The sequence below is a fragment of the Rhizobacter sp. P2_H2 genome, from assembly GCF_056403375.1.
The window spans coordinates 1-8,570 of sequence record NZ_JBFUFP010000146.1 but is presented as its reverse complement, the minus strand read 5'-3'; the positions used below and the strand labels follow the sequence as shown (position 1 = coordinate 8,570).

Sequence of the window (8,570 nt, the reverse complement as noted above, 5' to 3'; positions counted from 1 at the left end):
GTGCCCGGCGCTGCGCTGCATCGTCGCGGCCGGCGCGGCGGCCGGGCAGGGCGATGTCGACTGGGACACGCTGCTGCAGCAGGACGAGGGCGGCTTCGTGCCCGTCACGACGCGGGCCGCCGACCCGGCGATCCTGATCTACACCAGCGGCACCACCGGCCCGCCGAAGGGCGCACTGCTGCCGCAGCAGGCGCTGATCGGCAACCTGAGCGGCTTCGTCGCGAGCCAGAACTGGTTCCCGCGCCGCGACGAGGTGTTCTGGAGCCCGGCCGACTGGGCCTGGACCGGCGGGCTGATGGACGCGCTGCTGCCCACGCTGTACTTCGGCCGCGAGATCGTCGCGTACCAGGGGCGCTTCAGCCCCGAGAAGGCCTTCGAGCTGATGGCGCGCTACGGCGTCACCAACACCTTCCTGTTCCCGACCGCGCTGAAGGCGATGATGAAGGCCGTGCCGTCGCCGCGCGGACGCTACGCGCTGCGGCTGCGCACGGTGATGAGCGCCGGCGAGGCGGTCGGCGACGCGGTGTTCGCCTGGTGCCGCGAGCAGCTCGGCATCACCGTCAACGAGATGTTCGGCCAGACCGAGATCAACTACGTGGTCGGCAACTGCACCGAATACCTGGATGCCGAAGGCCGCGCGCAGCCCGGCTGGCCGGCGCGCCCGGGCAGCATGGGCCGCGCCTACCCGGGCCACCGCGTCGCGGTGCTCGACGACGCCGGCCGCGAATGCCCGCGCGGCACGCCGGGCGACGTCGCGGTGCACCGCCGCGACGTGCACGGCACGCCCGACCCGGTCTTCTTCCTCGGCTACTGGAAGAACGACGGCGCGACGCGCGCCAAGTTCACCGGCGACCCCGACGACAGCTGGTGCCGCACCGGCGACACCGCGCTGATGGACGACGACGGCTACCTCTGGTACCAGGGCCGCAGCGACGACGTGTTCAAGGCAGCAGGCTATCGGATCGGGCCGAGCGAGATCGAGAACTGCCTGGTCAAGCACCCGGCCGTCGCGAACGCGGCGGTGGTGCCGAAGCCCGATGCCGAGCGCGGCGCGCTGGTCAAGGCCTACGTGGTGCTGGCGGCCGGCGTGGCCGGCGATGCGGCGCTGGTCGAGCAGCTGCAGGCGCATGTGAAGGGCCGGCTCGCGCCCTACGAGTACCCGAAGGAGATCGAGTTCATCGACGCGCTGCCGATGACGACCACCGGCAAGGTGCAGCGGCGCGTGCTGCGGCTGGAGGAAGAGGAGCGGGCACGCGGTTCCGGAAATCTCCCTAAACTGGCCGGATGACGACCTTCACCACCCTCCCGCTCGGCCGCAGCGACCTGCGCGTCACCCCGATCTGCCTCGGCACGATGACCTTCGGCGAACAGGTCGACGAAGCTGCGGCGCACCGCATCCTCGACGAAGCCGTCGCGCGCGGCATCAACTTCATCGACACCGCCGAGATGTACGCGGTGCCGACGCGCCGCGAGACCTACGGCGCCACCGAACGCATCGTCGGCAACTGGTTCGCGGCCCGGCCCGGCGTGCGCCAGAAGGTGGTGCTCGCGACCAAGGTGGCCGGCCCCGGCCGCAGCATGGACTGGGTGCGCGGCGGCAGCGCGAACCTGCTGCCGGCCGAGATCGTGCAGGCCTGCGACGACAGCCTGAAGCGCCTGCGCACCGACGTGATCGACCTCTACCAGATCCACTGGCCGAACCGCAACGTGCCGACCTTCGGTGCGTTGTATTTCGATCCGTCCAAGGATGCCGAATTCAGCAGCATCCACGAGCAGCTGCAGGCGCTGGCCGGGCTGGTGAAGGCCGGCAAGGTGCGGCACATCGGGCTGTCGAACGAGACGCCGTGGGGCGTCGGCGAATTCGTGCGGCTGGCCGGCCAGCATGGGCTGCCGCGCATCGCCACCGTGCAGAACCCGTATGCGCTGACCAGCCGAGCGCTCGACAACGGGCTCGACGAGACGCTGTACCGCGAGCAGGTCTCGCTGCTCGCCTACTCGCCGCTCGCGTTCGGCGCGCTGACCGGCAAGTACGACGAGATCGGCTTCGATGCCGCCGACAAGCCCGGGCGGCTGGCGATCTTCGACGGCATGAAGAAGGGCCGCTGGGGCCGCCCCGAGGCGCTGGCCGCCGCGCGCCTGTACAACGCGCTGGCACGGCGCCACGGCCTCTCGCCGACGCAGCTCGCGCTCGCCTTCGTCTACGGCAGCCGGCGCGTCGCGAGCACCATCATCGGCGTCACGTCGCTCGCGCAGCTGGACGAGAACCTGGCGGCCTGGGGCACGACGCTGTCGCCGGAGCTGCTGGCCGAGATCGACGCGATCCGCTGGACGCACCGCGACCCGGCGCAGTGACGGCGCGCGCTGCAGGCGCTCGCCGGCTCAGCCGAAGGTGAACGCAAACGCCCGGGCCCCCGGGTCGAGGAAGCGGATCTCGATGGTCCGGTCGCCGATGCGGCCCTGCTGGCGCACCAGCTGGTACAGGCGCTCGGCGTCGATCACGCCGTTGCCGTCGGCATCGGTGTCGACACCGTGGTCGGCACCGGGYGGCTTGCCGTCCAGCGTCAACCGGAAGCGCACCGGCATGCCGGCCGATGCGCGGCCGAGCACCAGGTGCAGGTCGCGCGCATGGAAGCGATACACCACGCTGCCGCCGGCGCGGCCCAGCTCGGCGAACTCGGGTCGCACCGTCCACTCGCCCGACAGCCCCCATTCGTTCACCCGCGGCGTGCCCGGCGCGTACAGGTGGCTGCGTTCGGGAACGATCCCGCCCGGTGACGAGAAACCTTCCGCCTGCTGGTAGCCGACGTAGGTTTCCTGCGACTTCGCGTTCGCCATGTCGGGCGGCAGGCCGATGCCGCGGGTGTCCAGCGCGACGGAGGGCGCCGGCTTGCGCGCCGCCTCGCTGCCCGATTCCTTCAGCAGCGCCTGGATCATCTTCTCCGCGGTGTCGAAGTCGCCTTCGCCGAACTGCCGGTGGCGGATGAGGCCCTGCGCATCGACGAGGTAGAACGCCGGCCAGGCGCGGTTCTGGAACGAGCGCCAGATCGCGTAGTTGCTGTCGATCGCGACCGGGAAGTCGATCTTCAGGTCCTTGGTCGCGCGCTCGACGTTCGCGAGGTTCTTCTCGAACGCGAACTCCGGCGTGTGCACACCGACCACCACCAGGCCCTGGGCCGTGTAGCGCTGCGCCCAGGCCCGCACGTGGGGCAGCGTGCGCAGGCAGTTGATGCACGAGTACGTCCAGAAATCCACCAGCACCACCTTGCCGCGCAGCGACTCGAGCGTCAGCGGCGGTGAGTTGAGCCAGCCGACCGCGCCGTCCAGGCGTGGCATCGGCGGCTCGGCCGCGTGGGCCGCGGGCGTTGCGAGGCAGGCGGCCAGCACGGCCAGCAGGGTCAGCGGCCGGCCCAGCGACGTGATGCGGTGGAGGATGGACATGGCGGGCCTCAGCGAACAGCTTGCACGGCGGCGAGTATCACGGCGGCGACCTTCTCGGGCTGCACCTGCTGCGGGACGTGGCTGGTCTTCAGATCGGTCACGGTGGCGCCGATCTTCTTCGCCATATCCTGCTGCTGCGGCGGCGGGATCATGTGATCGTTCAACGCGACGACGAACCAGCTCGGCCGGGTCTTCCAGGCGGCGGTCGTGACGGGCTGACCGAAGGCCTTGCCGAGGATCGGGCCCTGCGTCGCGAACATCACCGAGGTCTGCTTCGCCGGCAGGTCGGGGGCGAAGTGCTTCGCCATGCCTTCCTCGCTCAGGCGCAGGAAGCCCGAGGCGTCGCTGACGAGGTGGGCCAGCCCCGGGGCCGGTGCATAGCCCTTGCCGGCGTCGGCGGTCGACTGGCCGGCGTCCGGCGCGAACGCGGCGACGTAGACCAGCGCGGCGACCTTGTCGTTGTTGCCGGCTTCGGTGATCACCGTGCCGCCCCACGAATGGCCGACCAGCACGACCTTGCCCGGCTGCGCATCGATGGACCGCTTCGCGGCGGCCACGTCGTCTTCCAGCGAGCTCAGCGGGTTCTGCACCGCAGTGACGCTGACACCCTTGGCCTGCAGCAGCGGGATGACCTTGGCCCAGTCGGAGCCGTCGGCGAAGGCGCCGTGGACGATCACGACAGCGGGCTTCGAGGCGTCCTTCGCATCGGCAGCGTGTGCGGTGGCGGCCATGCTGAACGTGGCGGCGACGAGGGTGAGGGAGAGGAGTGTCTTCATGGGATGGATACCGTGGGTTGAAAAAGGATGCGGGCTCATGCCTTCGCGACGTCGATCACCGCCTGCGCGAACGCACGCGGCGCTTCCTGCGGCAGGTTGTGGCCGATGCCGCCGGAGACGTTGCGGTGCTCGTACGGGCCGGTGAACTTCCCGGCATACGCCGACGGTTCCGGGTGCGGCGCGCCGTTGGCATCGCCTTCCAGCGTGATGGCCGGCACCGTGATGCGCGGCGCGGTGGCCAGCTTCGCCTCGATCTCGTCGTACTTCGATTCGCCGGCTGCGAGGCCGAGCCGCCAGCGGTAGTTGTGGACCGCGATCGCGACGTGGTCGGGGTTGTCCAGCGCCTTGGCGGAGCGGTCGAAGGTCGCATCGTCGAAACGCCACTGCGGCGACGCCGTCTGCCAGATCAGCTTCGCGAACGCATGGCGGTTCGCGTCGTAGCCGCGGCGGCCGCGTTCGGTCGTCAGGTAGAACTGGTACCACCACTGCAGCTCGGCCGCCGGCGGCAGCGGCTGCTGGCCGGCCTGCACGTTGGTCACCAGGTAGCCGCTGACCGACACCAGCGCCTTCGTGCGCTGCGGCCACAGCACCGCGACGATGCAGGCGGTGCGCGCGCCCCAGTCGCAGCCGGCCATCACGGCCCGGTCGATCTTCAGCGCGTCCATCAGCGCGATCACGTCCTGCGCGATGGCGCCCTGCTGGCCGTTGCGCGGCGTGTCGGCCGACAGGAAGCGCGTCGTGCCGTAGCCGCGCAGGAACGGGACGATCACGCGGTAGCCCGCCGAGGCCAGCAGCGGCGCCACGTCGACATAGGTGTGGATGTCGTAGGGCCAGCCGTGGAACAGCATCACCACCGGCCCGTCGGCCGGACCGGCTTCGGCGTAGCCGACGCTCAGCACGCCGGCGTCGACCTGCTTCAGCGCGCCGAACGAGGTGTTGGTGCCGGGCTTGATGTCGGGCAGCGTGGCGCGCGACGACTGCGCCGCAGCGGGCGTGACCAGGCCCAGCTGCAGCGCGCTGAAGCCCAGGGCTGCTGCACCGAACAGGTGGCGGCGTTGGAGATCGATCTTCTCGGACATGGCGAACCTCTCGTGTTGGGATGCGTCATTGRGCCGGTCCGACGTATCCGGGGTGTGTCGTGAACGCKGCCGTTTTGTCCCGTGCTGTGTACGCAATCCGATCGGACAAAGAGTGATACAGAGCGATTCCCTACACTCGCGGACATGGCACGCAAGGACCACGCTTCCGAGACCCCCGCGACGCAGCTGCTGCGCAAGAACGGCATCGCGTTCACCGAACACCTCTACGACTACGTCGAGCATGGCGGCACCACCGAATCGGCGCGCCAGCTCGGCGTCGACGAGCACCACGTCGTCAAGACGCTGGTGATGGAGGACGAGACCGCCGCGCCGCTGATCGTGCTGATGCACGGCGATCGCCAGGTCAGCACGAAGAACCTCGCGCGACAGATCGGCGCGAAGAAGGTCGCGCCGTGCAAGCCCGAGGTGGCGCAGCGCCACAGCGGCTTCCTGGTCGGCGGCACCTCGCCGTTCGGCACCCGCAAGGCGATGCCGGTGTACGTGGAGGCCGGCATCCTCGAGCTGCCCGGCATCTACATCAACGGCGGGCGGCGCGGCTACCTGGTCGGCATCTCGCCCGGCGTGCTGACGAGCCTGCTCGGGGCCAGGCCGGTGCAGTGCGCCGGTGCAGAATAGGCGCCCAGCCGAAACTGCCAGCCGGACGCCCCGCGCCCGCGGCCAAGACCCCATGGAGACTCTCTACACCGTTGCCGCCGTGATCGCGGCCTACCTGATCGGCTCGCTGTCGTTCGCCGTGATCGTCAGCCGGGCCATGGGCCTGAACGATCCACGCAGCTACGGCTCGGGCAACCCGGGCGCGACCAACGTGCTGCGCTCGGGCAACAAGACCGCGGCCATCCTGACGCTACTGCTCGATGCGCTGAAGGGCTACGTGCCGGTGCTGCTGGTGGTGCTGTTCGGTGCGCGTTTCGGGCTGCGCGAGGGCACCGTGGCGCTGGTCGGGCTGGCGGCCTTCGTCGGCCACCTGTGGCCGGTGTTCTTCCGCTTCCAGGGCGGCAAGGGCGTCGCCACCGCGGCCGGCGTGCTGCTCGCGTTCAACCCGTGGCTGGGCGCGGCGACGCTGCTCACCTGGATCATCATCGCGGGCTTCTTCCGCTACTCGTCGCTGGCGGCGCTGGTGGCGGCGGTCTTCGCGCCGTTCTACCAATTGCTGATCTGGGACGGCGGCCCGCTCGCCGGCGCGATCGTCGTGATGAGCCTGCTGCTGGTCTGGCGCCACCTGCCCAACATCCAGAAGCTGATCGCCGGCACCGAGAGCAAGCTCGGCAGCAAGAAGGCGGCGGCTGCGGCGGCCAAGGGGCATCCGCCGCAACATCAGCCGCAACATCAGCACCAACACCCGCCGCAACACCCGCACAAGCATTCCCACAAACATTCCGACCACGGAGCCAAGCCATGACCCACGCCGTACGGCGTTTCCACGTCGAGGACCGCTATTCCGACATGGCCATCCACCATGGCACGGTCTACCTCGCCGGCCAGGTGCCCGACGACACCACGCAGGACATCCGTGGCCAGACCCGCCAGGTGCTGGCGATGGTCGACCGGCTGCTCGCCGAAGCGCACACCGACAACGCGCACATCCTGATGGCGCAGATCTTCCTGGCCGACATGGCCGATTTCGCCGGCATGAACGAGGTCTGGGACGACTGGGTCGCCCCCGGCGATGCCCCGCCGCGGGCCACCGTGCAGGCGAAGCTGGCGAACCCGGCCTACCGGATCGAGATCGTCGTCACCGCGGCGCTGAAGGTCTGATACGTCAGCTCCATGCGGCGAAAGCCGGGCCGGCGCAGGGGATTTGCAGACGAGGGGGCTTGTAGATGCGAACGGTTCGCATTTAAACTGCAAGCCATGCACACCTCCACCCACCTGTCCTCCGCCGCGCAGGCCCTGCCCGCGGCGCCCGTCCGTTCTCCCCGCGTGCAGCCGGTCGGCGGCGGCGCGGCAGGTCCGCTGCGCTGCATCACCAGCGACGCGGTCTTCGCCGGGGAAACGCTGGTCATCATCGACCACCACGGCATCGAGTACCGTTTGCGGCAAACGTCGCTCGGCAAGCTGATCCTGACGAAATAGGGTCCGCTCGTACTCAAGTCGGTGCCGGGCCGCGCCGATAGCCTCCTGATCCCGTTGCAGCCGCCCAGGCTGCGCGGGCGATTCAGGAGACAACATGAATTTCGTCAACCGGATGAAGATCGGGACGCGACTGGGCCTGGGTTTCGGCGTCGTGATCCTGTTGCTGGTGATGATCACCGGCGTGTCGGTGTGGCGCATCCGCGCCATCAATGCGGCCACGGCCGAGATCGTCAGCGAGGGCTACGGCCAGATCGCGCTGGCCACCGAGATCGACCGTGCCGTCAACAAACAGGCCAACCACCTGCGCAGCGCGGTGCTGGCCGTCGGTGACGACGCCGAGGTCAAGGGCTACATCACGAAGGTCAGCGAGGCCACGCGCGAGATCTCGCAGCTGCGCGAGAAGCTGGCCGGGAGCGGCGCCACGCCCAAGGGCGACGAACTGCTGAAGGCCTTGCAGGAAAGCGGTGACGCCTACGTCAAGAAGCGCCAGAAGGTGGTCACGCTGCTGCAGGCCAACCTGCCGGATGCGGCGCGCAACTTCCTGCTGAAGGAAGTGCGGCCGCTGCAGGACGCCTACCTGGCCGCTTCGCTCGACATGGTTCGCTTCCAGGAAACGCAGATGCAGGACGCCGCGCGCCAGGCCCAGGCTTCGGGCCGCGCGGGGATCGTCACGACACTGGTGCTGGCCGGTGTGGCTGCGCTGTGCGCGGTCGCCATCAGCCTGGTGATCAGCCGCTCGATCACCGGTGCGCTGCGGCGCGCGGTGCTGGTGGCCGAGACGGTGGCGGCCGGCGACCTGACCTCGCGCATCGAGGTGCGCAGCGGCGACGAGACCGGGCAGCTGCTCGGTGCCTTGCAGGTGATGAACGACAGCCTGGTGCGGGTGGTCGGCGCGGTGCGGGCCGGCTCGGACAGCATCGCGACCGGCTCGAGCCAGATCGCCGGCGGCAACGCCGACCTGTCGCAGCGCACCGAGGAGCAGGCCTCGAACCTGCAGCGCACGGCAGCGTCGATGGAGCAGATCACCGCGACGGTGCGGGCGAATGCCGACACCGCGCGCCAGGCCACGCAGCTCGCGAGCTCGGCCCGCCAGGTGGCGGTGCAGGGCGGCGACGTGGTCGGCAGGGTGGTGACGACGATGGAGGAGATCAGCGCCAGCTCGCGCAAGATCAGCGACATCATC

10 protein-coding genes are annotated in these 8,570 nt (G+C 69.8%); 7 read left to right on the top strand and 3 right to left on the bottom strand.

Features of this window, described 5'->3' with window-relative positions:
• A partial coding sequence (locus AC1D15_RS10955) for an AMP-binding protein (RefSeq protein WP_477825991.1) occupies window positions 1-1,288 on the top strand: 1,288 nt, incomplete at its 5' end.
• Window positions 1,285-2,352, top strand: a complete 1,068-nt coding sequence (locus tag AC1D15_RS10950; RefSeq protein WP_477825990.1) for an aldo/keto reductase — start codon at window positions 1,285-1,287, stop codon at window positions 2,350-2,352. The genes AC1D15_RS10955 and AC1D15_RS10950, both read left to right, overlap by 4 nt.
• A 27-nt stretch (window positions 2,353-2,379) precedes the next feature.
• Here the strand turns inward: AC1D15_RS10950 and AC1D15_RS10945 are convergent, their stop codons facing one another.
• Genes AC1D15_RS10945 through AC1D15_RS10935 form a run of 3 tightly spaced genes read right to left on the bottom strand, consistent with a single transcriptional unit; the run spans window position 2,380 to window position 5,293 of the window.
• Entirely contained in the window at window positions 2,380-3,438 is a 1,059-nt protein-coding gene (locus AC1D15_RS10945) for a thioredoxin family protein (RefSeq protein ID WP_477825989.1), read from the bottom strand.
• Window positions 3,439-3,446: 8 nt separating this feature from the next.
• Window positions 3,447-4,214, bottom strand: coding sequence for an alpha/beta fold hydrolase (locus AC1D15_RS10940; protein WP_477825988.1), 768 nt, complete (start codon window positions 4,212-4,214; stop codon window positions 3,447-3,449).
• A gap of 35 nt (window positions 4,215-4,249) precedes the next feature.
• Entirely contained in the window at window positions 4,250-5,293 is a 1,044-nt protein-coding gene (locus AC1D15_RS10935; RefSeq protein ID WP_477825987.1) for an alpha/beta fold hydrolase, read from the bottom strand.
• Between the two features lie 144 nt (window positions 5,294-5,437).
• Here AC1D15_RS10935 and ybaK point away from each other — a divergent pair, with 144 nt between their 5' ends.
• From ybaK to AC1D15_RS10910, 5 genes are all read left to right on the top strand, one after another.
• Entirely contained in the window at window positions 5,438-5,929 is a 492-nt protein-coding gene (ybaK, locus tag AC1D15_RS10930; protein ID WP_465113924.1) for a Cys-tRNA(Pro) deacylase, read from the top strand.
• Between the two features lie 52 nt (window positions 5,930-5,981).
• Window positions 5,982-6,713: a glycerol-3-phosphate 1-O-acyltransferase PlsY gene (gene plsY / locus AC1D15_RS10925; protein WP_465113923.1), complete on the top strand. Its 732-nt coding sequence runs from the start codon at window positions 5,982-5,984 to the stop codon at window positions 6,711-6,713.
• Window positions 6,710-7,069 (top strand): RidA family protein, encoded by a 360-nt coding sequence (locus AC1D15_RS10920; protein WP_047587532.1) that lies wholly within the window; start codon window positions 6,710-6,712, stop codon window positions 7,067-7,069. The genes plsY and AC1D15_RS10920 overlap by 4 nt, the downstream gene beginning before the upstream one ends.
• A 96-nt stretch (window positions 7,070-7,165) precedes the next feature.
• Window positions 7,166-7,387, top strand: coding sequence for a hemin uptake protein HemP (gene hemP / locus AC1D15_RS10915; RefSeq protein ID WP_156154859.1), 222 nt, complete (start codon window positions 7,166-7,168; stop codon window positions 7,385-7,387).
• Window positions 7,388-7,481: 94 nt separating this feature from the next.
• Window positions 7,482-8,570, top strand: a 1,089-nt coding sequence (locus AC1D15_RS10910) for an MCP four helix bundle domain-containing protein (protein WP_477825986.1), incomplete at its 3' end; no start/stop codon positions are given.

What these genes read in the sequence shown, in the direction of transcription:
- plsY (WP_465113923.1), top strand. Translation starts at nt 5,982, where the DNA reads ATGGAGACTCTCTACACCGTTGCCGCCGTGATCGCGGCCTACCTGATC.
- AC1D15_RS10920 (WP_047587532.1), top strand. Translation starts at nt 6,710, where the DNA reads ATGACCCACGCCGTACGGCGTTTCCACGTCGAGGACCGCTATTCCGAC.
- AC1D15_RS10940 (WP_477825988.1), bottom strand. Translation starts at nt 4,214, where the DNA reads ATGAAGACACTCCTCTCCCTCACCCTCGTCGCCGCCACGTTCAGCATG.
- hemP (WP_156154859.1), top strand. Translation starts at nt 7,166, where the DNA reads ATGCACACCTCCACCCACCTGTCCTCCGCCGCGCAGGCCCTGCCCGCG.
- AC1D15_RS10935 (WP_477825987.1), bottom strand. Translation starts at nt 5,293, where the DNA reads ATGTCCGAGAAGATCGATCTCCAACGCCGCCACCTGTTCGGTGCAGCA.
- ybaK (WP_465113924.1), top strand. Translation starts at nt 5,438, where the DNA reads ATGGCACGCAAGGACCACGCTTCCGAGACCCCCGCGACGCAGCTGCTG.
- AC1D15_RS10950 (WP_477825990.1), top strand. Translation starts at nt 1,285, where the DNA reads ATGACGACCTTCACCACCCTCCCGCTCGGCCGCAGCGACCTGCGCGTC.